The organism is Eubacterium sp. SB2, assembly GCF_001244405.1.
In the GTDB taxonomy this organism is placed as follows: Bacteria; Bacillota; Clostridia; order Lachnospirales; family Lachnospiraceae; genus Faecalicatena; species Faecalicatena contortus_B.
This window is the reverse complement of record NZ_LN865152.1, coordinates 448,023-471,921: the sequence shown is the minus strand read 5'-3', so window position 1 is coordinate 471,921 and position 23,899 is coordinate 448,023. Positions and strand designations below refer to the sequence as shown.

The 23,899-nt window shown below is 45.5% G+C and carries 17 protein-coding genes, 7 tRNA genes and 1 rRNA gene; 22 read left to right on the top strand and 3 right to left on the bottom strand.

Annotated features, from left to right (window positions below; genetic code table 11):
- Positions 1-483 precede the first annotated feature (483 nt).
- From BN1938_RS09580 to BN1938_RS09510, 16 genes are all read left to right on the top strand, one after another.
- Positions 484-3,380, top strand: a 23S ribosomal RNA gene (locus BN1938_RS09580).
- Between the two features lie 73 nt (positions 3,381-3,453).
- Positions 3,454-3,525 (top strand) — tRNA-Asn (locus BN1938_RS09575).
- A 56-nt stretch (positions 3,526-3,581) separates the two neighbouring features.
- A tRNA-Glu gene (locus BN1938_RS09570) sits at positions 3,582-3,653 on the top strand.
- Positions 3,654-3,659: 6 nt separating this feature from the next.
- Positions 3,660-3,732, top strand: a tRNA-Thr gene (locus tag BN1938_RS09565).
- Between the two features lie 28 nt (positions 3,733-3,760).
- Positions 3,761-3,834: transfer RNA gene (locus BN1938_RS09560), tRNA-Ile, on the top strand.
- 21 nt (positions 3,835-3,855) lie between these two features.
- Positions 3,856-3,929: transfer RNA gene (locus BN1938_RS09555), tRNA-Asp, on the top strand.
- 56 nt (positions 3,930-3,985) lie between these two features.
- A tRNA-Val gene (locus tag BN1938_RS09550) sits at positions 3,986-4,058 on the top strand.
- An 8-nt stretch (positions 4,059-4,066) separates the two neighbouring features.
- Positions 4,067-4,152 (top strand) — tRNA-Leu (locus tag BN1938_RS09545).
- A gap of 340 nt (positions 4,153-4,492) precedes the next feature.
- On the top strand, positions 4,493-6,979 hold the full coding sequence (locus BN1938_RS09540; protein WP_187376299.1) for a hypothetical protein: 2,487 nt from the start codon (positions 4,493-4,495) through the stop codon (positions 6,977-6,979).
- Positions 6,930-7,730 (top strand): helix-turn-helix transcriptional regulator, encoded by an 801-nt coding sequence (locus BN1938_RS09535; protein ID WP_197278213.1) that lies wholly within the window; start codon positions 6,930-6,932, stop codon positions 7,728-7,730. Before BN1938_RS09540 ends, BN1938_RS09535 begins: the two co-directional genes overlap by 50 nt.
- 155 nt (positions 7,731-7,885) lie before the next feature.
- Positions 7,886-8,554: a response regulator transcription factor gene (locus BN1938_RS09530; RefSeq protein ID WP_050640374.1), complete on the top strand. Its 669-nt coding sequence runs from the start codon at positions 7,886-7,888 to the stop codon at positions 8,552-8,554.
- Positions 8,551-9,627 (top strand): HAMP domain-containing sensor histidine kinase, encoded by a 1,077-nt coding sequence (locus tag BN1938_RS09525; RefSeq protein ID WP_050640373.1) that lies wholly within the window; start codon positions 8,551-8,553, stop codon positions 9,625-9,627. Before BN1938_RS09530 ends, BN1938_RS09525 begins: the two co-directional genes overlap by 4 nt.
- Before the next feature lie 158 nt (positions 9,628-9,785).
- Positions 9,786-9,941 carry a hypothetical protein gene (locus tag BN1938_RS23675; RefSeq protein ID WP_187376298.1) on the top strand — a complete coding sequence of 52 codons (156 nt, stop codon included), beginning with the start codon at positions 9,786-9,788 and terminating at the stop codon, positions 9,939-9,941.
- Entirely contained in the window at positions 9,938-10,786 is an 849-nt protein-coding gene (locus BN1938_RS09520; protein WP_050640372.1) for an ABC transporter ATP-binding protein, read from the top strand. Before BN1938_RS23675 ends, BN1938_RS09520 begins: the two co-directional genes overlap by 4 nt.
- Positions 10,786-11,778 carry an ABC transporter permease gene (locus tag BN1938_RS09515; protein WP_330581557.1) on the top strand — a complete coding sequence of 331 codons (993 nt, stop codon included), beginning with the start codon at positions 10,786-10,788 and terminating at the stop codon, positions 11,776-11,778. Before BN1938_RS09520 ends, BN1938_RS09515 begins: the two co-directional genes overlap by 1 nt.
- Entirely contained in the window at positions 11,778-12,794 is a 1,017-nt protein-coding gene (locus BN1938_RS09510) for an ABC transporter permease (protein WP_330581556.1), read from the top strand. The genes BN1938_RS09515 and BN1938_RS09510 overlap by 1 nt, the downstream gene beginning before the upstream one ends.
- Before the next feature lie 282 nt (positions 12,795-13,076).
- On the opposite strand, the gene BN1938_RS09505 is transcribed toward BN1938_RS09510, so the two are convergent.
- Positions 13,077-14,081 carry a uroporphyrinogen decarboxylase family protein gene (locus BN1938_RS09505; RefSeq protein WP_050640370.1) on the bottom strand — a complete coding sequence of 335 codons (1,005 nt, stop codon included), beginning with the start codon at positions 14,079-14,081 and terminating at the stop codon, positions 13,077-13,079.
- 147 nt (positions 14,082-14,228) lie between these two features.
- Here BN1938_RS09505 and BN1938_RS09500 point away from each other — a divergent pair, with 147 nt between their 5' ends.
- The 4 genes from BN1938_RS09500 to BN1938_RS09485 all read left to right on the top strand — a co-directional run bounded on the left by BN1938_RS09500 (position 14,229) and on the right by BN1938_RS09485 (position 19,071).
- Positions 14,229-15,119 carry an AraC family transcriptional regulator gene (locus BN1938_RS09500; RefSeq protein WP_050640369.1) on the top strand — a complete coding sequence of 297 codons (891 nt, stop codon included), beginning with the start codon at positions 14,229-14,231 and terminating at the stop codon, positions 15,117-15,119.
- 121 nt (positions 15,120-15,240) lie between these two features.
- Positions 15,241-15,852, top strand: coding sequence for a TetR/AcrR family transcriptional regulator (locus tag BN1938_RS09495; protein WP_050640368.1), 612 nt, complete (start codon positions 15,241-15,243; stop codon positions 15,850-15,852).
- 128 nt (positions 15,853-15,980) lie between these two features.
- Entirely contained in the window at positions 15,981-16,682 is a 702-nt protein-coding gene (locus tag BN1938_RS09490; protein ID WP_050640367.1) for an ABC transporter ATP-binding protein, read from the top strand.
- Between the two features lies 1 nt (position 16,683).
- Positions 16,684-19,071 (top strand): ABC transporter permease, encoded by a 2,388-nt coding sequence (locus BN1938_RS09485; protein ID WP_050640366.1) that lies wholly within the window; start codon positions 16,684-16,686, stop codon positions 19,069-19,071.
- A 29-nt stretch (positions 19,072-19,100) separates the two neighbouring features.
- On the opposite strand, the gene BN1938_RS09480 is transcribed toward BN1938_RS09485, so the two are convergent.
- Positions 19,101-19,991, bottom strand: a complete 891-nt coding sequence (locus BN1938_RS09480; protein ID WP_050640365.1) for an RluA family pseudouridine synthase — start codon at positions 19,989-19,991, stop codon at positions 19,101-19,103.
- A gap of 1,139 nt (positions 19,992-21,130) precedes the next feature.
- Here BN1938_RS09480 and BN1938_RS09475 point away from each other — a divergent pair.
- Positions 21,131-21,589, top strand: coding sequence for a hypothetical protein (locus tag BN1938_RS09475; protein ID WP_050640364.1), 459 nt, complete (start codon positions 21,131-21,133; stop codon positions 21,587-21,589).
- Entirely contained in the window at positions 21,589-21,948 is a 360-nt protein-coding gene (locus tag BN1938_RS09470; RefSeq protein ID WP_050640363.1) for a YccF domain-containing protein, read from the top strand. Before BN1938_RS09475 ends, BN1938_RS09470 begins: the two co-directional genes overlap by 1 nt.
- Positions 21,949-22,049: 101 nt before the next feature.
- Here the strand turns inward: BN1938_RS09470 and BN1938_RS09465 are convergent, their stop codons facing one another.
- Positions 22,050-23,885, bottom strand: a complete 1,836-nt coding sequence (locus BN1938_RS09465) for a GBS Bsp-like repeat-containing protein (protein ID WP_050640362.1) — start codon at positions 23,883-23,885, stop codon at positions 22,050-22,052.
- Positions 23,886-23,899 lie beyond the last annotated feature (14 nt).

The window sequence follows — 23,899 nt, the reverse complement described above, 5'->3', positions numbered from 1 at the left end:
ATGTTTATTATATAGATACCGGCAAGGATAAGCAACAACTTATCAACGCCAACCCAATCAGCAGGGCAGTGCTGTTATGATAGCTGGTTTTACCAGTGATTAGATATACGAAAGAATTCGTGTATGTAATGACTGATAAAACAGTCAGCGGATGGGAAGCGAAAGCAGAGCATCCGGATATGTACCTTGAAAATTGCATACAAAGAAAGGTTATATTATTACTGATAAGCGATAATATAACAGATTAAATATCTTATGCTTATTGAAAGACATTCAATAAGATATTCCTATTAAATGTCATTTGATAAGATATTAATCAAGACATCCGAGGTAATGTTAACAACATTAACTGGTTCGAAAAAAACGAACGGAAAAAATTGAATTTTATTGAACATTAGCAGTTCAATAAGAGGAACCTATTACCAACGCATATCACGCTAGATATGTGTCGCCTGAACTCCAACCCGTGAGAGAAGGCAAGTTGGTTATGCTAATAAGAGCGTATGGTGGATGCCTTGGCACTAAGAGCCGATGAAAGACGTGATAAGCTGCGATAAGCTTCGGGGAGGGGCAAATACCCATCGATCCGGAGATTTCTGAATGGGGAAACCCACTGGAGCAGACCTCCAGTATCCTTAACCCAATCCATAAGTTAAGGAAGGGAACCCGGTGAACTGAAACATCTAAGTAGCCGGAGGAAGAGAAAACAACATGTGATTCCGGAAGTAGCGGCGAGCGAAACCGGAAGAGCCCAAACCAGGGTGCGTGCACCCTGGGGTTCGGACCGCATAATTGATTCATGGAAGATAGCAGAACAGTTTTGGGAAAGCTGGCCAGAGAGGGTGAAAGCCCCGTAAGCAAAATCCAACATGACATGGCGGTATCCAGAGTACCACGAGACACGAGAAACCTTGTGGGAATATGCGGGGACCACCCCGTAAGGCTAAATACTCCTTAGTGACCGATAGCGCATAGTACTGTGAAGGAAAGGTGAAAAGGACCCCGGGAGGGGAGTGAAAGAGAACCTGAAACCATATGTTTACAAACTGTGGGAGCACTATATAGGTGCAACCGCGTACTTTTTGTAGAACGGTCCGGCGAGTTACGCTGGCTGGCGAGGTTAAGGGCCAAAGGCCCGGAGCCGAAGGGAAACCAAGTCTGAATAGGGCGATCATAGTCAGTCGGAGTAGACCCGAAACCGGGTGATCTATCCATGTCCAGGTTGAAGTTGCCGTAAAAGGCAATGGAGGACCGAACCCACATCCGTTGAAAAGGGTGGGGATGAGGTGTGGATAGGGGAGAAATTCCAATCGAACCCGGAGATAGCTGGTTCTCCTCGAAATAGCTTTAGGGCTAGCCTCATACTCAAGTCTTGCGGAGGTAGAGCACTGAATTTCCTAGGGGGCGTCAAAGCTTACCAAAGAATATCAAACTCCGAATGCCGTGTAGATGATGTATGGGAGTCAGACTGTCCGAGATAAGTTGGATGGTCAAAAGGGAAAGAGCCCAGACCTACAGCTAAGGTCCCAAAATGTGTGTTAAGTGGAAAAGGATGTGGGATTTCGAAGACAACTAGGATGTTGGCTCAGAAGCAGCCATCCATTGAAAGAGTGCGTAATAGCTCACTAGTCGAGAGGTCCTGCGCCGAAAATGTCCGGGGCTGAAACACACTACCGAAGCTTAGGAATTAACGAATGTTAATTGGTAGAGGAGCATTCTTAACTGCGACGAAGCTGTACCGTAAGGAGCAGTGGAGTGTTAAGAAGAGAGAATGCCGGAATGAGTAGCGAGAGGAAGGTGGGAATCCTTCCGGCCGAATATCTAAGGTTTCCAGAGTAAAGCTGATCTGCTCTGGGTAAGTCGGGGCCTAAGGCGAGGTCGAAAGACGTAGTCGATGGACAACAGGTTGAAATTCCTGTACTTTTAACTGACAGAACTGTGGGGACGCAGAGAGAAAGCGCAAGCCGGGAGTGGAAAATCCGGTGCAAGCGGGGTAGGAGTATATCAGGCAAATCCGGTATACAATCCGAAGACGTGATGCGGAGCGAACTAAAGTAGCGAAGTGCGTGAGCTAGCTGCCAAGAAAAGCCGCTATTGTTCAGTTAAAACCCGTACCGTAAACCGACACAGGTGGATGAGGAGAGAATCCTAAGGCCGACGGGAGAAGCATTGTTAAGGAACTCGGCAAAATGACCCCGTAACTTCGGGAGAAGGGGTGCCTCGCGAGAGGCCGCAGAGAATTGGCCCAAGCAACTGTTTAGCAAAAACACAGGTCTATGCAAAACCGAAAGGTGAGGTATATGGGCTGACGCCTGCCCGGTGCTGGAAGGTTAAGGGGAGAGGTTAGCGCAAGCGAAGCTTTGAACTTAAGCCCCAGTAAACGGCGGCCGTAACTATAACGGTCCTAAGGTAGCGAAATTCCTTGTCGGGTAAGTTCCGACCCGCACGAAAGGCGTAATGATTTGGGCACTGTCTCAACAATGCACCCGGTGAAATTGAAGTACCAGTGAAGATGCTGGTTACCTGCGCCAGGACGGAAAGACCCCATGGAGCTTTACTCCAGCTTGATACTGGGATTCGGTATTGCATGTACAGGATAGGTGGGAGGCTAAGAACTTATGACGCCAGTTGTAAGGGAGCCGCTGTTGGGATACCACCCTTGCAGTATTGGGTTTCTAACCATCAGCCGTGATCCGGCTGGGGGACAATGTCAGGTGGGGAGTTTGACTGGGGCGGTCGCCTCCGAAAGGGTATCGGAGGCGCTCAAAGGTCTTCTCAGAATGGTTGGAAACCATTCGCAGAGTGCAAAGGCATAAGAAGGCTTGACTGCGACACCGACGGGTGGAGCAGGTACGAAAGTAGGACTTAGTGATCCGGTGGTATAAAGTGGGATTGCCATCGCTCAACGGATAAAAGCTACCCTGGGGATAACAGGCTTATCACTCCCAAGAGTTCACATCGACGGAGTGGTTTGGCACCTCGATGTCGGCTCATCGCATCCTGGGGCTGAAGTAGGTCCCAAGGGTTGGGCTGTTCGCCCATTAAAGCGGTACGCGAGCTGGGTTCAGAACGTCGTGAGACAGTTCGGTCCCTATCCGGCGTGGGCGTAGGATATTTGAGAGGAGCTGACCTTAGTACGAGAGGACCGGGTTGGACTGGCCGCTGGTGTATCTGTTGTTCTGCCAAGAGCATAGCAGAGTAGCCAAGCCGGGAAGGGATAAACGCTGAAGGCATCTAAGCGTGAAGCCCCCCTCAAGATGAGATATCCCATAACGTCAAGTTAGTAAGACCCCTTGAAGACGACGAGGTAGATAGGACAGAGGTGGAAGTGTGGCAACACATGGAGCTGACTGTTACTAATAGGTCGAGGGCATAACCAAGCAAGGTGATAGGAAATGGATGGATTTAATTCTTTGTATGCAGTTTTGAAGGTACACAGATATAGTATCATATTCCTCGATAGCTCAGTGGTAGAGCATTCGGCTGTTAACCGAAGGGTCGTTGGTTCGAGCCCAACTCGGGGAGCTTGTAGACCGTGAGCACTACTTACGGTCTACAAAACTTTATATATGATTTTATGCGGCTCCTTGGTCAAGCGGTTAAGACATCGCCCTTTCACGGCGGTAACACGGGTTCGATTCCCGTAGGAGTCATTTTATGCCGATGTGGCTCAATTGGCAGAGCAGCTGATTTGTAATCAGCAGGTTATCGGTTCGAGTCCGATCATCGGCTTTGTTCCTTTTTGGGACATAATACACGTGGACCTTTAGCTCAGTTGGTTAGAGCAATCGGCTCATAACCGATCGGTCCTGGGTTCGAGTCCCCGAAGGTCCACTATTTTAAAAAACTTAATAAGGCCCAGTGGCTCAGTTGGTTAGAGCGCCGCCCTGTCACGGCGGAGGTCGAGAGTTCGAGTCTCTTCTGGGTCGTTGACATTAGAGAAAAAAAGAGTTATAATTGTCTCTGATGTACAAGTAAATATTATGGGATCTTAGCTCAGCTGGGAGAGCATCTGCCTTACAAGCAGAGGGTCATAGGTTCGAGCCCTATAGGTCCCATATATTGTGCCGCAGTGGCGGAACTGGCAGACGCCCGGGACTTAAAATCCCGTGGGTAGTGATACCCGTACCGGTTCGATTCCGGTCTGCGGCATTCGTGTAAAGTACTTCAATCCTTTGTAAATAGCAGGATTGAGGTGCTTTTTGCTTTCGAGACAAACTTCGTAGGATATAAAAACCGCTGGTTACTCTAAGTGATTGAGAGTAACCAGCGGTTTTTATATTTAGCAAATATCCTTTATACGGCAGTATGAGCATCCAAGGAGAATATGAATAAATATATCAAATGTTTTTTGTTGGATGTGCATAGATTATTTTGAATTGATAATCATCAGAAACAAAGAGTGTGAAATTTGTTAAGTTTTGATTGGGATTTCATGTAGAAAGGCAAGAACTGAAGTGTTAAATTTACGTAAGAAAGGAGCGGATTACTTATGATAGAGAATAGAAAACTGATGATGTCAGTGAAAAAAGAAGGTTATGTATCTGAATTAGTCATAAAAGATGATCCACATCAGATGAACTGGGTGATGGAAGACACCTATTTACAGCAGGCGGATTATCAGGATGCGGACAAACTGTTTGGACTTTTTGACATTCTTGCGAATGGTAACAAGGCGAGCAGTGACGGGCTGATGGCCAACATAAAGGAAGAAAAAGATAAGATAACAGTTACCTTTAGTGCCAAAGAATTACAGGTGAAGATGACTTATGACCTGGGTAAGAATGAGGAGGCGCTTTTCTGGACCATACAGCTAAAAAATCTGACGGAAAAGGAGATTAAGATAGAAGAGTTCGGTATATGGATATCCTTTGCCTATGTGATGTTTCGAGATAAAAATGTGCTTAGGAACATACATAATTCTGCCGCAGTCTTTCCGTCTGTTTCAACGGACTATACGAAACTAAGCGCAGTGCGAAGGGACGGATTGGGAGAGAATCTCGGATTTTATCAGGTAAAGGGAAGGACAAAATCAATCGGTACCTATTGTGATTATCGGAATCTGTTTTTCGAAAATGTGTCTCCTTCTTTAGACGGCATGTTGTTCCATAAATTGTATCTGGCAGGCGGTTATCCGGAAAAGTTTGAAAATCATGACTGGATATACGAAAAGGACGGATTGGTCCTTGAAGCAGGCCAAAATAAGGTGTGGGAGTACGTGATTGATACGAATCAAAGTCCCGAGGATTTTTATAAAAAAGGGCTGAAATGGAAACATCCCAAGATGGAGTACACGCCCCTTAATATTATTGGAGAAACCGCAAGGATATCCGTAAGAGTACCAGCGGGAGTGGATGCGATAGCAGCAGATGCTTTTTACAAAGATGATGGAATCGTGAAAAAACTTGCAATCCCGATACGGGAAAAGGAGAAAAAGAGGCAATACAGCCTTTTTTTCAAGCCGGAGGCAATGGGGGAACACAAAGTAGTCATAAAGCTTTCTGACGGTACGAAAGACTTTGTGGTACTGAATGTGATGGACAGGATAGAAACGGTGGTTGAAGAACGCGTGGAATATATTTGCAGCAGCCTTTACCATGACGAAAATGGAGAACCTCCTTATGCTTTCGAGCCGGTTTCCAATCAAGGGGAATCTCTAGGAAAAGCAAATCTGGTTCTGAAGAAAAATCTGTTCGGTACTCCGGATGTTGAACAAGTCAGGAAAGTGGAAAACTGCGCGGTAAATTATGTACGAAAAAAATGGTTTGTAGACGGAGATTTTAGAAAACCGCGTAAACTTTACGGTGATTTTTACCGCTGCATGGATTTTGAATATATTAGCCATCTGTTTTATCTGTTATCCGAGTTTGGGGATGAGGTCCTTGCACTGCATGATGCAGGTACGTACCTGGAATGGGCGGCGGATGTTTTTGAGTTAAGGGTGAACCCGGATCTGCACCAGGAGGAGCGCGGAAAAGAGGAAGCACAGATGTTAGGCGTATATTTCCTGTATTTCAATCAATTGCTGGATAAGCTGAAAGTAAAAGGCATGACGAAGAAATACGCAAAGATACAATCCTTATGGGAACAGGTCATGGACCGGGTGGATAAGGATGCGGTAACTTATAAAGCCGCAATCACGGAGCACTATTATGATAACGCAGGCTTTGGCCCGACAGCAGGTGCTCTGTGCGAAAGCAACAGAGGGGAGAGTACCAGGCGCTATGGGGAACTCCTTTTGGCCAATATTGGCTATTCCAATGATTTCAGGGCTCAGAACCCGGATCGCTGGTGGGAAGCGCTGACGTATATGATCCATTCCCTTTGGGGAGGGGTTACAGCAGCGGCAGCATATAAAGTTTTTTTGTATCTGAAAGATATAAGATATCTGGAAGCGAGTTATAGGGCCACGGCAGGCATCCTGTACTGTTATGACACGCACGCCACGGCAACTTCTCCATTAGAGAAAGGAATGGCGGCTTCCACATATGCAGTGGCAGGCCCCCATATCAACCGTCCGGATCTTTCCAGGGCACGGTTCGGCCAGTCCACATTTTATAAGGACGGCGGTATTTTTTCCAGGCTTTTTGAAAATGACAGCCAGTCCCCGGACTGGGATATGGGCGAAGAGATGGCCGCATATCTGGAGAATTTTGGGGATAAGACTTTCATTATGGAAAAAGGAGATTCTATCCACGTAATCAATGGGAGTTATGAAGAGTTTGAAACCGAGTATCAGATTACAAGCTTTGCCCCATACAGTAAAGAATTTTATTTTATCTCAGGAAATGATATAATCCTGATAGAGGATAAAAAAGACCTGAGAAGAATTATTTTGAAAAAAGAAAGGGGCTATGCATATGGCCGGCGACATTATTTCCATTTCAATTCCTCCATTTCCGGATTTTATAGAGGGGAACTACCGCACCATGAGGAAAGGGCAGAGCCATGTAGACAGAAGGAACCTGGGCTATTTTGACCTGATCGTTGTAGAAAAGGGCTGCCTGTTTCTGGCAGAAGAGAATGAGCGGTATGAAATCAGGGAAAATGAAATGTTTATTTTGCTGCCGGACAGGCACCATTATTCATGGCGGCCATGCCAGGAGGAGACCGGATTTTACTGGCTGCATTTTTATACCACTGCGCAGTGGAAGCAGGGAAAGAGGGCCAGCAGATTCGTTTCAAGGCTGCCAATCCCCGATCAGCATTACCACCAATGCTCATACACATTACACCTGCCAAAATATGCAGCGATCAAAGAACCCGGTCTTCTGTTTGAACTGTTTCAGAACATTCTGGACAGTACCATCCATGAACATAGGAATGATATATGGAAAACGGAAGAACTGTTTTTACGGTTTTTAAGATTTGTTGAGAACACGGGGATACATAAAGACCGGCTGACTCTGTTGGCGGAACAGATCCAGATCTATTTGGAAAATAACATAGAGCAGCCAATCACCAACCAGCACCTGGAGGAACAGTTTCATCTGCACAGCAATTATCTTGCTAAGGCAATGAAAGAAACATTCGGAAAAACACCTTTGGATGTTTTACTGGAGATACGGATGGAATATGCCAGACAGTATCTGATCCGGACAGATTATGATATCAGGACGATTTCAAAACTGGTCGGTTTCAGTTCGGAGATATATTTTTCTAATTGCTTTAAGAAACATATGGGAATGTCTCCGAGGAATTATAGGAAGAAGTATGAGGAAAAGACATAAGACATGAGTTACACTAAACAGGAGTTAAAATGGCCTGCCGTTGTCTTCTTTGATTTACTATTCACGGTATTCAGGGAAAGATAGACGTAAATGACGGGGTATGATAGAATGGTAAAGCAAACTTTAAGAGCGGGACTTAAAAGGAGCGGTCAGCTATGGCGAATATACTAATTGTAGAAGACGAAAAAAATATGCAGGATATTATTGCCAAGTTCATGAGAAAAGGCGGCCATAACTGCTTTACAGCTGATGACGGCGTGGATGCCCTGGTAGTCTTAAAGAATCAGGCAGTGGATCTTATGATATTGGATGTGATGATTCCCCATCTGGATGGATTTTCCGTCTGCAGGACAGCCAGACAGATGAGCAGTCTGCCGATTATCATGCTGACGGCAAAGAGCAGCGATGATGATAAGCTAAGAGGTTATGAGCTTGGCGCAGATGATTACATGACGAAACCTTTTAGCCCGAAAGTATTACTGGCTAAGGTAAATGTTCTTCTGAACCGAATTGGTTCCCTTCCGCCGGATACTTTAAATGCCGGGAAAATAACGGTTTATCCAGCGTCTCATAAAGTGCTTAAGGATGGGGAGAGTATACCCTTAACCCATAAGGAATATGAATTGCTTTATTTCTTTATGACGAATCCGGAGCAGATATTCAGCCGGGAACAGTTGTTAAACCAAATATGGGGTTATGAGTTTGAGGGAACCACAAGAACCGTGGATGCCCATATCAAGAACCTGCGGCAAAAGTTGGGGGATGAAGGAAGGCATATCGTTACACTGATCCGCTCAGGCTATAAGTTTGAGGTGAATTTATGAATATAAACGACATCTTTACACTACGTACCGTCCGCAAAAAGATCTTACTGGTTTCAAAACTGGCAGGTATGATTCTTTTGCTGTCGTATGTAATTTTCACGAAACTGCAGACAGAGTCAGATATTACATTTGCCATATGGTTTTCCTTTGTGATACTGTTGGTTCTCACTGTCGATCTTCTGATGGGTCACTTTATTTCAAAACCGATTTCTAAACTGAACCAGACCGGGCGTAAGATGGCAAAGCTGGATTTTTCCTGTCCCTGTATTGTTGCATCCAATGATGAATTCGGGGAACTGTCGGCAAACTTAAATGTGATGGCAGAAAGGCTGCAGGAAGCTCTTGCAAAACTGGAATCTGCCAATATCCAGCTTGAAAAAGAGGTAGAAAAAGAACGAAGGCTGCTGGAAGAGCGCAGGGAACTGGCGGACAGCCTGTCTCATGAAATGAAAACACCTCTTGGTGTTATCCGGGCATTTGCCGAAGGGCTGCAGGAAGAAACCGATGAGGAAGAGCGGCAGAGATATTATAAGATTATTATATCTGAGACGGAGCGAATGAGCGGTCTGATTACAACACTGCTGGATCTGTCATCGCTGGAGACGGGAGCTTCAGCGCTTAATTGTGAACGTCTTGATTTTGTTGAGCTCGTGGAAATAGTGGCGGGGCGTCTTCTGAGTGATATCCCGGACACTGATTTTGAAATTCTGTATGAGCTGCCAGATCAAAAGGAGTTTGTTTATGTGGATAAAAGGCGTATGGAGCAGGTTCTGGATAACCTGATTATGAATGCAAGGAAGAACGTAAGCCCGGAAGGCTTTCTGAAACTGTCACTGACAAAAGAAGAAGGAAAGCTGCATTTTTCAGTCTATAATGATTGCCCCCCGATCCCAGAGGAGAGCTTGCAGAAAATCTGGACGAAGTTTTACCGGGACGGAAACACAAAATACAGCGGGTCTGGGCTGGGACTAACGATTGTCGCACAAATTCTGGATATGCATGGAATACCCTATGGGGTGAAAAATCTCACAGACGGAGTTCAGTTCTACTTTTCAATTCCAACAGCCCCTTAAAAACTGCACAGCCATATAAAAAGGTTCCCTGGAAGGGGGCCTTTTATTTTGGTTATTTTTACACCATCTTCACAGAGCGATTGCATCGTCTTCAATTCTCTTTTCTATTATTAATATCAGAACTAAATGTATTGATTCTGTAGAGGAAGGTGGACTTTATGACATTTATGGATCTTGAGTGGTATTGGTGGCTGGCAATAGTGATTGTACTGGCGATCCTCATCCTTTTTAAGATTAAATTTATGAAATGGTGGGGAAAAAGGCAGCGGGAAAAGAATAATGAAGGGCAGGGAAAATGGGGGGATGAGGAATGATTGAAGTGAAAGAGTTGACATTCTCCTATGGAAAAGACAAGAAGGCTCTTTATGGACTGAATTTTACTGTAGAAGACGGGGAGATATTCGGATTTTTGGGCCCCAATGGCTCAGGAAAGTCGACTACCCAGAAAATACTGACCGGAATATTGAAAGGACATGGCGGCAGCGCAACGCTGTTCGGACAGGATATTGCCGGGGGGCACACGCAGGAATTTTTTCAAAAGATTGGGGTACTGTTTGAATTTCCCTATCTGTATGCTAATTTGAGCGTTGTGGATAATCTCAAATACTTTTCCTCTTTTTATCCCAAGGATCAGCTGCGGGATATGGAGGAGTTATTGGAAAAATTGGAGTTTAAGCCAGATTTTCTGAGAAAACCTGTTTCCTCTTATTCGAAGGGAATGCGGCAGCGGGCGAGCATGGCACGGGCGCTGATCAGCAATCCCGGTCTGCTGTTTCTGGACGAGCCGACAAGTGGCCTGGATCCTACCGGGGCCGTCTTGTTTCGTAAAATTATAGAGGAAGAACGCAGGAAAGGGACTACCGTATTTTTAACGACCCACAATATGCTGGACGCCGATCTGCTGTGTGACCGCGTGGCATTTATATCTAATGGGAATATTGTGGCTCTGGATACGCCGAAAAACCTGAAGGAACGAAACAGTAATCACCGTGTTGTGATCGACTATTCTTATCGGGGCAGGCGTGAAGAAAAAACAATTGAGGCGCCCGAACTGGAAGCAGGCATTCCTTTTCCGCATGATGAGATCATCAGTATCCATTCCCAGGAACCCACACTGGAGGAAATATTTATCCAATATACGGGGAGGAGGCTGTCCTGATGAAAGGCTTATATTCACTGCTAAGAAAGGATTTCCGGCTCATGGTTTCCGGGAAGTTTTTTCTTATGTCGATGGGATTTTTGATTCTGTATACGCTATATGTAAATTTTGGATATATCAGATTCATGGATTCCCAACTATACAATGTGTATCTGTACGACCCTGCGGGAACACAAAAGACGGCTTCCCCGCTGATTCAGCATGTCTCCACGCGGGAAGAGCTTGACCGTGCATTGCTTCAGGACACCAATGGCATCGGAATTGATGCCGTTGCAGGGGAGCCGCAAATTATACTTTATGAGGGAACAGAAAAGGCCGACCGCCATCGGGCCGACTATGCTCTTTCTCTTCTACAGCCGCTGGAGCCGAACTCAGCCGGCATTGTCGGCGTTAATACACCGGAGCAAAAAGCACGGAAAGAGATTACCTGTGAACTGCTTTTTTTTGAGATTTCAGCAGTTGGATTTTTGGGGATGGCAGCAGTTTTATTTAAGGAAAAGAGTATGGGCGTTATTCGCGTCCATGCGGTTCTTCCCCTTCGGAAAAATTTGTTTCTGCTGTCTAAGCTGGCGATTTTCCTACTGACAGATCTGGTTTTTGCCGTATTGCTTTCCACGCTTAATGTGGGACTGTCGGACACAGCGTCTGTCCTTCCGGCAATCCTGCTCCAGACCGCGCTGCTATCCATGATAATGGCCTTAATTGGGCTGGCGTGTGCATTGCTTCTGAGGGATTTCCGTCAGTTTACTCTGGCGTATCTGTTGATTGCCATTTTTGTGGCAACGCCGGTTTTCTTATCCGCAAATACAGCGGTGAAGCTGGACTGGATTCGTTTCCATCCCTTCTATTATGTTTACATGGGGTTGAAAAATGCCTACTTCGGGACACCTGCGGGCAGTCCGGTTTACTATCTGTGCTCTGTGGGGGGAATTGCTGCATTATTTGCCGGAGTTCATTGGTTATTCCGCAGAGAAATGGGAAAGGAGGGGTGATGAGCATGAAAGGGCTGCGTTACCAACTAAAAAGCGTACTTAAAGATAAATTCTGCCTGATGACATTTCTTTTGCCTATCGTCGTTGCTGCGGCTTTGAACTTTGTTGGTTCCATCGACTTTTCAAAACTGGGAGAATTTCATTTTGGGATTTTGAGCGGAGATTTAGCTGCGCAGAACGTCGTATGGCTGGAACGATATGGCGCAGTGACGGCTTATCCGACTGAGGAAGAGCTGTTCCATGCGGTCAATGAGCCGTCAACAAACCTGATTGGTGTGGAAGCAGCAGGAAATGGCATCAAAACATTTCTCTCCGGTGATGAACTGGATCTATTCCGGCAAACCGCTGAAACACTTCCGGCACTGTTTAAATTGCGGGAATCAGCCGGCCAGGCAGAGATACAGATATTAGAACGCCCTGATATCATGGCAGGGTATCAGGATATGTTTATCACCACTATATTAATTGTCGCAATGTTCATGGGATGTACCTTCAATGCTATGAATATGATTTCTGAAAAAGAGAATGGAGTGGCACTCGTCAACGAAATCTTACCCATGGCCCGGAGCCGTTATATTATGCAGAAGGTTACTGTTGGATTCATCTGTGGCTGCTTATCATCAATCATTACGGCCTGTATTTGCTTTCGGCTTTCCCTGCAAAATGCGGTTTTCATGCTGGTGCTGATTGTCCTCTCCGCATTTGTGGCTGCGCTTATCGGTCTGTTTATCGGCAGATTTTCGGATGGACTGATGGTTGGGGTAGTTTACATTAAAATTGTGATGCTGTTATTCATCGCCGTGCCCATCCTGTACTTTCTTCTTGGGGTCAGCGATCCGGTTGTATCCGCAGTTTGCTATATCATGCCCTCGCAGGCTGCTTTTGAGGGGATTATAAATCTGTCAATTGGGAAAACAACAACGGTGATGAAGGATATACTAATCCTAACAATCCATTGTACAGCATGGTTTTTACTATATGCGGGGCTTTCCGTATATCAGAGAAAACATGCATAAGAATTATCATGAAAATCAGGCCAGCGAAACAGTTAAGTATTTAGCTTGTCTTATGTGGCAGTTAATTATTATACGATGTACTAGTGCTCCATCCGGCAAGTAATTATACTTCTGCCGTGCCTGCTCCGTGCCATTGCATCGTTAAAATTTCTAGACGATGGCACCCCATCGCCGTCGGAATTTTGCCTAGCAATGGCACGAACCATGCACAGCAAAAGTATAATTATTCACTGGATGGAACACTAGTATAAAACAATCATAAAACTCTTACGGGGGATCTTATTAGTATGTGGAAAGTACATGATGGACTTCTCTCAAATTATCAGGCGGTGTAAAGGCAGGCACCTCACATCCGGCGGAAATCATTGTGCGGTGCATGCCGGCACACCCCAGACATTCCCTTACCGCATGGCCTACTGAATTGATATCTCCCTGAAGCAGGATCTGCACAGGGTCAAAGTTGCCGTTTGGGCAGCTGGTCTCCGGAAATATACCACACGCTTTTTTTAGATCTACCATATGATCGAGGTCGATAATATCGGCCCCTGTCTGTGCAGTCAGATGCAGTACAGGAGTAATGTCCCCGCAGATATGCAGCTTTGCCTTTCCCCCTGCCCTGTGAATCTCAGAAATAAGTTTCTGTTGATAGGGAAGGGCAAATTCGCTATAGAGATCAGGGCCAATGAGAGACGATGCGGCATCACCGATGCCAATGATGTCGGCTCCTGCATTCAACTGCTCCCGGGCAAACAGGATGCCCTGCTCCAGGCAGATTGCCAGAAGCTCATGCATGGCTTCCGGTTCATCCAGCATTTCGCACAGGCAGCTGGAGATATCCATCAAATCACAGCTTTCTGCAAGCGCACCCTCTACCCAGCCTACAATCGGGATCTCGCCGCCGCTGCGGTGTTTTAGAAGCCGCACCGCCTCCAACCGGTCATTCATACGTCTGCTGGAAGCAGGATCTTTTACTTTCAGACGGGAGATATCCTGACAGCCTGAGAGCAGAGGAACCGGGCTGTATGGCACATCGTTTTCCGGGTAGACAACCTCTGCACCGAATCCGCTTGCTTCGCGCATGGGATCGGAGCAGACACTCAACACGTCCAAATGGTATTTTTCACAGCATCTGAGCATTCCTTCAGAGAGAAGCCGGTAGTCCGTTATAAACTGTCTGTACGGAACCTCAATCTCGCGAGCCGCGAAAGTCATGACAAGGCAGAGGTTGGGAATACGGTCAACAGGTTCTCCATTTAATCTTGCAAATACACGTTCATATGAATTCATAACAGCCCTCCAATATAGGAAATAGAATACGAAAAATAGGGGAATCAAATTGCATTATCGGTATAATTTGATTATAATAGGGTTCAAGAGAAAATTCTCGCATTAAAGTGGCTAAAAATCAGATAAATGTGCGGAGAGGGGGGAGCGATGAGAGAAGCAATTAAAGAGGAACGAAATTATAATCCTTTCGAACTGGCTGTATCGGTTCTTGATAATACGGTAGATATGCAGGAACACCGCCTGCTCCTGCACTGGCATCAGTATATAGAGTTTATCTATGTGTTGGAGGGGGAGGGGGTTCTGACCATAGATCTGAAGGACTATAAAGTGGTAAAAGGGAATTTAATTGTAGTTTCTCCCAGCAGCCTCCACGGTGGTACCGGAGCGGATACGAATCCTTTGATTTGTAAAGTGATACTGGCGGATGTCGAAATGCTGATGGGGAATTTGAAAGATAAAATTGCCAAACGTTATCTTTCTCCCATGCTTAATCAGACAATAAAGATCATACCAATTATCGAATCAGGCACTCCACTTTACAGGGAGACGGCGATCTTATTTGATCAGGTTCTGGAGAAGTGGAATAAACAGGACGATGGATATGAATTATATATCAAGGGGTATCTGACACAGATGCTGGCAGCATTATTTGAAGCAAAGCATTACCGGGAATCGGCAGGCCGCAGCACAATCAAAGAGATAGAGCAGATGAAAAGGCTGATCCGGTTTATTGAAGAGCATTACAGTGAACCGCTGTCAGTGGAGCGGCTGGCACAGTTTACGGGATACAACAGGTATTATTTTATGCATTTCTTTAAAATGCATACAGGGTATACGGTTACACAGTATCTGAATCTGAAGCGGACTGAATACGCGGCCCGCATGCTGGCCGAACAGGATTGGAGCATTTCTGAGATTAGTGAGCGGACCGGATATCAGGATGTTTCATATTTTATACGTGTGTTTGCAAAACGCTATGGGATCACACCACTGGTGTACAGGAAGAGAATCCGGAGCGGAATTGAGGAAACTGATTGACAGAGTCTGGCAGAAGGAGTAACATAATGGTATTATTACATAACAGTGTTATGCCAGAGCCGTGCATAAGAAGGCACTATGATCTAACTGCACATAGGGCTGCTGTTATAGGGGGGAAGGTATGAAGGATGATAAGGAGACAAAGAGCAGGCTTCTGGCAAGCGCAAAGCAGGAGTTTATGGAGAAAGGGTATTTACAGGCGTCCCTTCGCAATATATGTAAGAACGCAGGGGTGACCACAGGGGCATTGTATTTTTTCTTTCAGGACAAGGAAGACCTGTTTGCTTCACTTGTAGAGGCACCATTAGAAGCGCTTCGGAATATGATGACCCAGCATTATTCCAGGGAGATTGTACAGGTTCAAAAGCAGGCGGCCAGATGGGAAGACTTTACGGATGACCAGGAAACCGCAAAACAGATTATTCACTATATTTATCTGTACCGTGATGAGTTTGAGCTGGTTCTGACGAAGTCTCAGGGCTCCCGGTTCGAACAGTATGCGGATCGGTTTGTGGATGTAACGGAGAAGCATTACAAAGAGATGGCGGATCGTTTTGCTGAGAAGAACGGGAAAGAACAACTTGATGATTATATGATTCACTGGATTGCACATATAACAACAGAAGCATTCATCCATATGCTGACGCATGAAGAATCAGAAGAGGCGGCAAAGCGGCATATGGAACGGATTGTGACATATATGACTTCGGGCTGGTTTGGATTATTTAATTAGCTGTCTGTCTGACAGAGATTTTTGCAGTCTGTCCGGCAGCAGCTTTAAAAATAACATCAGCATAACAGTGTTATGTTGATGGGAAAAATAAATCAATAAGGATCGCATCAGTATAGGGAGGAAAGGGCATGTATCTGGAAGTAAAAGATATGAAAAAAAGTTATGGTGAGAATGGAAGCTATACGCAGGTGTTAAAAGGAATCACGACGGGAGTGGAACGGGGGCAGATGTGTGTGATTCAGGGAGCCAGCGGATCGGGGAAATCCACTTTTTTAAACTGCATAGGCGGCCTGGACAGTATGGACTCGGGCTCTGTTAAAGTTGACGGAATGGAAATTGCGGGTCTTAAGCCGGATGCGCTTTCTGATTACAGACGGGATAATCTGGGGTTTGTATTTCAATTTTATAATCTGATTCCCAATCTTACGGTAAAGGAGAATATAGAGGTATGTGAATACTTATCGAATCATCCCTTTAATCTGGGGGAATTGCTTGAGACCCTGGGGCTGGCAGAACATCAGAATAAATTTCCATCCCAGCTTTCGGGCGGGCAGCAGCAGCGCTGCGCTATAGCCAGGGCACTGATCAAGAATCCAAAGCTTCTTTTATGCGATGAGCCTACCGGGGCCCTCGATTCGAAGACCTCCAGGGATATTCTGATCCTGCTGGAAGAGATCAATCAGAGGTATGGAATGACAATGCTGATTGTCACCCACAATAATACGATTAAAGACATGGTTCATAAGGTAATACGCATTAAAGACGGACAGATCAGCAGGGAGTATGAAAATGAGTGCAGAATTCCCGCCTCGGAACTGGAGGATCTGTAGCATGCAGAAAATATTAAGAAAACGGGTATGGCGGGATCTGCGCGAAAACAGTTTCCGCTATCTGGCGCTTGGTCTGCTGATTGTTTTGGGGATGTACCTGATTGTCAGTCTGGTCGGCGCCGCAGAGACCGTGATATCAGGGGTGGATGTGAAAGCGGAGGAAAACAGACTGGAGGATGGACAGTTCCGTGTTTTTGTACCGCTTACAGCGCAGGAGGAGAAACAGCTTAGGGAGAAAGGAATTACGCTGGAGAAGATGTTTTACATCGATTTTAATCAGCAGGACTCCAGTACCCTGCGTTTGTTTCGGAACCGGGAGCACATTGACCTGATTGATTTGGATGAAGGCCGGCAGGCGGAAAAGGAGGGGGAAATAGTTCTGGAGAAGAGGTACAGCGAGGAGCAGGACATTTCCACCGGGGACGAGATTGACATCGGAGGCCAAACGCTTCAGGTTGTGGGGATTGGAACAGTACCGGATTATGATGCAGTCTTTAAAAATTTATCGGACAGCAGTGTGGACAGCAGACAGTTCGGCCTAGCATTCGTGAACCCGGAAGCCTATGATGCTCTCAGCGAAACGGGGCAAAGTATCAGAACCGAGGAATATGTGTATGCTTACCGGCTGAATGGGAAGATGACGGATGAGGAGCTTAAAAAGGAACTGAAAGGATTCTCTTTTTCACCGAAAAGTGTAGAGGACCCCTATTTTCAACAATACTGGGAAGAAATAGCCGGCAAAAAGGAAGAGCTGGCGAATGGCGTACAGGAACTGCAGGGGAATACGGAGGAAGTGCTGGACTCTTATTTTAATGAGGATATCAGCAACCTTATCCAGTTTTTGACGGTGGATAAGAATCCAAGGGTTAAGGCATCTGCAGAAGATCAGATCATCAATAAGATTGCCGGCCTGATTGCCGGAGTGATTGTGATGGTGCTGTTTACTTATGTAATTTCCGTATTTGTGATCCATGGTATTGAGAGAGAAAGCAGTGTGATCGGTTCCTTGTATGCACTGGGAGTCAGGCGGAGGGAGCTAATGGTGCATTACCTGATGCTCCCGGTAATGGTAACTTTCCTGGCAGGTGCGGCGGGAACGGCAATTGGTTACAGCAGCTGGGGGATGGCTGTGCAGATGAAGGACTGTTACAAATATTTTTCGGTGCCGGTACTGCAGACTGCATATCCGGCGTACCTGCTTGTTTACGGCATTGTGATGCCTCCGTTAGCCGCCGCGGCTGTGAATTGCATTGTCATACGCAAAAAGCTGTCTGCGCCTGCTTTAAAGCTGATTAGAAATGAGCAGAAGAACAGCCGTATCAGCCATATTAATCTCGGGAACTTGGGTTTTACAGGCAGGTTCCGTGTCCGGCAGATGCTCAGAGAGATGAGAACCAGCTTTACCGTGCTATTCGGTATGTTTATCGCATTGCTGATTATGATGCTGGGATTGAACTGCTATGTTATGTGTATTCACATCAGTGAAGAAAATAGAGAGGATACGAAATATGAATATATGTATACTTACAAATATCCTGAACAGCAGGTGCCGGTAGGCGGGGAGGCGAGCTTTGCAAAATCACTGAATAAAGAGATCTACGGGTACGATCTGGAAGTAACCGTTCTGGGTATTGAAAAGGAGAATCCATATTTTGATGCTGTGGTGAAAAAAGAGAGTGCTAATCATGTCACAATATCCTCCGCGATGGCTCAGAAATACAGTCTTTCGCCGGGAGACCAGCTGATACTCACAGATGAAGAAGGCGATCGTGACTATGCATTTACAGTAGAGAAAATTACACAATATTCGGCCGGCTTCTATGTGTTTATGGATATACACAGCATGCGGGAACTTTTTGGGGAAAGCGAAGACTACTACAATGTCGTATTTTCCGGCCATGAACTGGATATTGATCCGGGGCGGCTGTATGCTGCCGTTTCAAGGGAAGACATCGCAAACAGCGCGGATATATTTGTTTCTATGATGATGCCCATGATTTATATGCTGACAGGTATATCTGGGCTTATCTTTTGTGTTGTAATGTATCTGATGATGAAAGTAATGATAGACCGTTCGGCATTCAGTATCTCTCTGATAAAAGTGTTTGGCTATCGTACAGGTGAAATCCGCAGGCTTTATCTTAACGGGAACTTTTATATAATTGCGGTGTCAGCTGCTGTCTGCCTTCCGCTGTCGAAGAAACTTATGGACATGATATACCCGCTGTTGGTTTCCAATGTGAGCTGTGCTATGAATCTGTCATTCAGCCGGCAGCAATATTGGGGAATCTATGCCTCAGTGATGGCACTGTATTTTGTTATTAACCGGCTTCTGGTAAGAAAGCTGAACAAGGTGACACCGGCAGAAGTATTAAAGAACAGGGAATAAAGCATCTGTATCAACAGGAAAAAGTAAACTTACGGAGCAAGCACTCTTCGCATGTCCCCAGGAAGCGGAGCATGAAACTCCAGTTTTTCCCCGGTAATCGGATGGCTTAAAGCCAGACAGCAGGAATGAAGGGCCTGCCTTTGCATGTACTCCATATCAGGATTATACAAATAGTCACCTATAAGAGGAAAACCAAGATACTTCATATGAATGCGGATCTGATGGGTGCGGCCTGTCTCTAATAAAAGAGAGACAAGGCTGTGCCCATTCTTTTCTTCCACCACATGATAATGGGTGACTGCTCTTTCGCCATGATCAAAATCAACGATTCTCTCAATAACAGAACCAGGCTTTCTGGAAAGAGGCGCGGAGATCGTTCCTTCCGCCGGCTGCACGCTCCCGCGTACAATAGCCAGGTATTCCCGCCTGATTTCATGGCGGACGGTCATTCGGGATAAAATATTAGAGCTGAGCATATGCTTTGCTATAATGGTCAGTCCCGAAGTATCTCTGTCAAGCCGGTTGGTGCAGCGGAAGATAAAAGGCTTCCCTTGTTCCCGATAATACCACGCCAGCCCGTTTGCCAGGGTATTGGTATAGTTATTGATTGATGGGTGTACAGGCATACCGGCCGGTTTATTAATGACAATGATGTCCTCATCTTCGTAAATAATATCCAAGGGAAGGCGAACCGGAGGTATCTGCAGGGAGGAGATGTGTTCCTGGATATGCACGGTAAGTGTATCCATATCAGTAAGTATCTCATTCAGGCGGCGCGGGCTGCCGTTGACAAGAATACTCAGGGGCATTTTCTTTAATTCGACCAGATTCTGCCTGGAATATCCACGTCTGCGGAGAAACTGTTCCACGCGGAGGCCGTCTTCATTTATTTGAACGGTATAGTCTAACATTCTGTCCATAGATGTACTCCTGTTTATCTTTAAGTTTACCGATATAGTATAGCAAGTCCGAAGAAAAAATGCACTATAAATCGGGATTTAGTCGGCTAGCTTTAGCCTAGTCGACGGATGGGGACGCTTTATGACAGGGAGGCCGGGAAGGCGCTGGGGCTGTATATGCCGTTGTGAAATGCTGGAGTGCTGCTAAGTGTTTCACAACGGCATATACAGCCCCAGCGCCTCCCCGGCCTCCCTGTCATAAAGCTGGCTCATCCAATCGGCAGGAAAACTCGCCAACCGGGTGGGATCCCGGACCAGGGCAGCGGATGTAGATTGACTATGCGTATCTTTTCATCTTCAAGATGTGTATAAACTGTAAGCTGTATCACCTTGCTTATGTACACCTACTGGGGACATAAAAGTCCCGCCAATTCAATGCCATACGCTGCCCCCGCTTGAGGCCCCTTCTTAGAAACGAGCTTTTTCCTGCCGGTTGGATGCGCCAGCTCCATGAAGGGATAGCCGAAAACCTCCCGGAGAACATCCATGTCCTTTCAAAAACGCTCAAAGCGAACCTTAGAAATTCTTGGTGGGAAACAGCCCTGAAAATGGAGAGATTTTTGGATTCCGAATCCAAAAATCAGCTGACCCAGCGCGAGAAATCATCGGATTTCTCGTGATGTGTCAGTGGTGCTCCATTTTCAGGGCTGTTTCCCGCCTAGAATTTCTTAGGTCCGCGGCCGCGTTTTTGAAAGGACATGGATGTTCTCCGGGAGGTTTTCGGCTATCCCTTTATGGAGCGTCCCCCATCCGCGCCGAAACTAAAGCTCGTCGCTAAATCCCGATTCTAAAGAAATCTTAAGAAAAGATTTTAGGCGCTTCGTTGACAATATAAGGGAAACATGTTATATTCTTAACAAGCAAGTAAAAGGGAGTAGCCGAACACCGAGAGGTGGGTTTGAAATCGTCAACCGATATCGAGAGGTATCCGTATCAAATGAGATGTGCAAGACTTTTATTGCGGCAGATATGTCGTATATAAAGGTCTTTTTTACTTTTATAAGACATAAGGTTTCAAGGATACAATCCGCTGTTCCCGTGGACCGTTATAAATGATGAACTATCTGCTGCATAAAAATGGCACCAGAAAGGAGATTCTAATGATGAGAGAAAAGGAAAATGTAGTGGAGATGAATGAGGCGATTATCGCAGGAAAGAAGGCCCTGAACAGTATGAAGGCGGCCAAAGAGACTTTAAGCAGCGCCGGAAACTGGGGGTTATGGGATATGCTTGGCGGAGGTCTTTTTGTAGATATGATCAAACACTCCAAGATGGATGATGCCCAGGAAAAACTGCAGGATGCAAAGTTTCAGCTTCAGATATTCCAGTGTGAATTGAAAGATGTGGAGCTGCCATATCATCTGAGCCTGGAAATCTCGGATTTCCTTACATTTGCCGACTTCTTCTTCGATGGTATTGTCGCCGACTGGCTGGTCCAGTCGAGGATAAACGATGCAAAGGAAGAATTAGAGAACGCAATCCTGCAGGTGGAAGGAATGGTAGAAAACCTGCAGAAATGGGAAAAACAGCTGATGCTTGGAAAGGAGGCCGAACGTTAATGGGATGTATAGGAAATGTATTATGGTTTATATTTGGAGGATTTATCAGTGGTCTGAGCTGGGCATTTGCAGGATGCCTGTGGTGCATTACGATTGTGGGAATGCCTGTTGGAATGCAGTGCTTTAAATTCGCGGCTCTGAGCTTTTTCCCATTTGGGAAAGAAGTACGCTATGGCGGCGGTGCAGGATCTATGCTACTAAATATTATCTGGATGATTGTATCAGGGATTCCGCTGGCCATTGAGTCTGCGGTGATCGGAGCGCTGCTCTGTGTGACAATCGTAGGAATTCCGTTTGGCATGCAGCAGTTCAAACTTGCAAAACTGGCGCTGATGCCGTTCGGATCGGAAGTATATTAAGAAAAGACCGTGATCAAGCCTAATAATAGGTGCTAATCTTCATTGCGGTGGTACGTAAATTGGGCAAGCTGCCTCATGAATGAGGCGCTTGCCCAATTTTCTTAGTTAATAAATGCAGTTGTCTGAGCCATACAGTACAGATCGCCATGAACATCTCTCATATATATATGTACCTGGTAGTCACCAGTTTTATAGTTGTATGTTGATATGTCCACATTGATATGATAGCTTCCGTCCTCTTGTTGATCCATTGGAATCCACTGCAGATCACTTTGGTCTTCCTCTGTCCATATGGCAGCCAGCATGGATTCGACACCATCTGGAACATTCTCAAGATTGTTTACATTGACGGGGAAGGTATTTAAATTATAATCATACCCGCCAACACTGACTGTGGCTTTTGGAGCCTTTCCTTCTCTGATCAGGAGTTCAGGTTTGCTTTCATCCAGGTCGGCAAGTTCTTCCATTAACTGAGACTTACGGGAAAGCTCTTTTTTCATAGTATCAACCCCGAAACGTTCGGTCAATGTCGGCTTTTCAGAAAAAAGATTCGTACCAAGACCTAAACGGTCTCCGTTAATTGTAGCACCTATGCTGGCAAGAGTCGTTGGAAAATTATCAAATGTAGTGTAGTTGCGTGTATCTGAAGTGGTATTCTGTACCGCGGGGTTAATATAGGTTGTATAGACCTTACGGGTATAGCTGTCATCAATATCCTGACAGAAATCACTGTCCATTGTAGGATGATCACCGGCAATTACGATTGTTGTATTCTCATAAAAACTTTGATTCTGAATCCAGGAAACAAAATCAGCTACCTGTTTGCTGGAGCAGGCCATTACATTTGCATATTGATCGTCACCAAATGTATCTGGGCAGACTTCGCATGGAAAACCATCTTCAAAATGGGTGTCAACGGTTAGCAGTGTTAAATTAAACGGAGTATCCTGCTCTGAAAGTTCCAGCAGTTTATCCTCTGCAAACTGAAATAGTTTATGATCTTCAAATCCCCACCAAACACGGTAATCTTCGGGAATCCAACCGGCTTTTTTAGCATATTCGTAATCCAGAATGTCGAAATTGCCATGTTCGGTATAGTACAGCTGCCTGCCCCCAAAAACGGCATCAGAGCCTATCATTAAAGTCTGAGAATAGCCCTCCTGTTCCAAAATATCCCCAAGAGTTATTGTATTAGCAAAAAATGAGTTCTGTGTGTCCATGGAATTAGACTCAATAGATATACTTAGCGGGATACCTGACGACTGTGAGAACATCGCTGCAATAGTCCATGTAGCGCCAGGCATTGCATATCCGCCGTTTAACTCAGGTGAAATTCCCGAAAAATCTTCGTTTTCCTGTGCCAGTGACGTTAATTCAGGAATTACATTTTGTTCAAATGCCCCCCCATTTTCTTTGTCTGCATAGGTTGTCTCCATAGATTCTAAAAATATGTATATCAAATTCCTTTTTTGCTCTGGAAAAGTGATTTCCGTATCTCTGGGATCGATGTAGTTGTCATCGATAAATGTGGAGTAAACCCCCTGATCCGCTACATAGGTTCCAACATCCAGATTGTCCCAGGCATAGCTGACAGACTTTCCTGCTGCGAGCAGAGGTACAATAATACAGATTGCCATGATGAAATTGTATACTTTTTTCTTTTTTCTGAATCCGGTAAAAAGAATCACGACGAGAAATAGAATTAGAATTGCAGGGACTGCGCAGGAGTTTAAGTACTCCTGAATCATACTCTCATTAGTACCCTCCAGAGGGGCTGTCAAATGGAACATGAGCTCATCCATTGACAGGTTGCTCCAGGTCTGGAACATCCATATAATACTGAAGCAAAGCAGTGTAGCAGTCGTGCTTAATATCACTGCCAGCAGTGTTCCGAATCCACGGAAGAAGTTTTTTATCATTGATAGTATTTTTTTCATTTTACACATCCTCT

What these genes read in the sequence shown, in the direction of transcription:
- BN1938_RS09540 (WP_187376299.1), top strand. Translation starts at nt 4,493, where the DNA reads ATGATAGAGAATAGAAAACTGATGATGTCAGTGAAAAAAGAAGGTTAT.
- BN1938_RS09535 (WP_197278213.1), top strand. Translation starts at nt 6,930, where the DNA reads ATGAGGAAAGGGCAGAGCCATGTAGACAGAAGGAACCTGGGCTATTTT.
- BN1938_RS09530 (WP_050640374.1), top strand. Translation starts at nt 7,886, where the DNA reads ATGGCGAATATACTAATTGTAGAAGACGAAAAAAATATGCAGGATATT.
- BN1938_RS09525 (WP_050640373.1), top strand. Translation starts at nt 8,551, where the DNA reads ATGAATATAAACGACATCTTTACACTACGTACCGTCCGCAAAAAGATC.
- BN1938_RS23675 (WP_187376298.1), top strand. Translation starts at nt 9,786, where the DNA reads ATGACATTTATGGATCTTGAGTGGTATTGGTGGCTGGCAATAGTGATT.
- BN1938_RS09520 (WP_050640372.1), top strand. Translation starts at nt 9,938, where the DNA reads ATGATTGAAGTGAAAGAGTTGACATTCTCCTATGGAAAAGACAAGAAG.
- BN1938_RS09515 (WP_330581557.1), top strand. Translation starts at nt 10,786, where the DNA reads ATGAAAGGCTTATATTCACTGCTAAGAAAGGATTTCCGGCTCATGGTT.
- BN1938_RS09510 (WP_330581556.1), top strand. Translation starts at nt 11,778, where the DNA reads ATGAGCATGAAAGGGCTGCGTTACCAACTAAAAAGCGTACTTAAAGAT.
- BN1938_RS09505 (WP_050640370.1), bottom strand. Translation starts at nt 14,081, where the DNA reads ATGAATTCATATGAACGTGTATTTGCAAGATTAAATGGAGAACCTGTT.
- BN1938_RS09500 (WP_050640369.1), top strand. Translation starts at nt 14,229, where the DNA reads ATGAGAGAAGCAATTAAAGAGGAACGAAATTATAATCCTTTCGAACTG.
- BN1938_RS09495 (WP_050640368.1), top strand. Translation starts at nt 15,241, where the DNA reads ATGAAGGATGATAAGGAGACAAAGAGCAGGCTTCTGGCAAGCGCAAAG.
- BN1938_RS09490 (WP_050640367.1), top strand. Translation starts at nt 15,981, where the DNA reads ATGTATCTGGAAGTAAAAGATATGAAAAAAAGTTATGGTGAGAATGGA.
- BN1938_RS09485 (WP_050640366.1), top strand. Translation starts at nt 16,684, where the DNA reads ATGCAGAAAATATTAAGAAAACGGGTATGGCGGGATCTGCGCGAAAAC.
- BN1938_RS09480 (WP_050640365.1), bottom strand. Translation starts at nt 19,991, where the DNA reads ATGGACAGAATGTTAGACTATACCGTTCAAATAAATGAAGACGGCCTC.
- BN1938_RS09475 (WP_050640364.1), top strand. Translation starts at nt 21,131, where the DNA reads ATGATGAGAGAAAAGGAAAATGTAGTGGAGATGAATGAGGCGATTATC.
- BN1938_RS09470 (WP_050640363.1), top strand. Translation starts at nt 21,589, where the DNA reads ATGGGATGTATAGGAAATGTATTATGGTTTATATTTGGAGGATTTATC.
- BN1938_RS09465 (WP_050640362.1), bottom strand. Translation starts at nt 23,885, where the DNA reads ATGAAAAAAATACTATCAATGATAAAAAACTTCTTCCGTGGATTCGGA.